The sequence below is a fragment of the Pantoea sp. S62 genome (assembly GCF_016658625.1).
Lineage (GTDB): Bacteria > Pseudomonadota > Gammaproteobacteria > Enterobacterales > Enterobacteriaceae > Pantoea > Pantoea vagans.
Genome location: NZ_JACVVI010000079.1, coordinates 1 through 235 on the forward strand (window position 1 = coordinate 1; position 235 = coordinate 235).

Consider the following 235-nt stretch of genomic DNA (forward strand, 5'->3'; position numbering starts at 1 on the left):
GAACTCCTCCGCCATTTTCCACAGCGCCTGATTCAGCTTTATATCGCCGTCGATGCCGGTTACCGGACGAGTGGTGGTTCTTTTTCCCTTCGCCGTTCTGCCGGGCACACCCCCCTTAATCAGATTCTCCTGCACGATATTGAACGCGGTCCACAGGTCGGTGCCTTTGTCATACCAGGCACGCGGCTGAATAATACGCTCAGCGGATACCGGCGGCTCTTTTCCGTCATATTTA

1 protein-coding gene is annotated in these 235 nt (G+C 54.9%); it reads right to left on the minus strand.

Features of this window, described 5'->3' with window-relative positions; genetic code table 11:
* Positions 1-235: DUF932 domain-containing protein (locus tag IBT54_RS25010; RefSeq protein ID WP_201253340.1), on the minus strand; the 235-nt coding region annotated here is incomplete at both ends.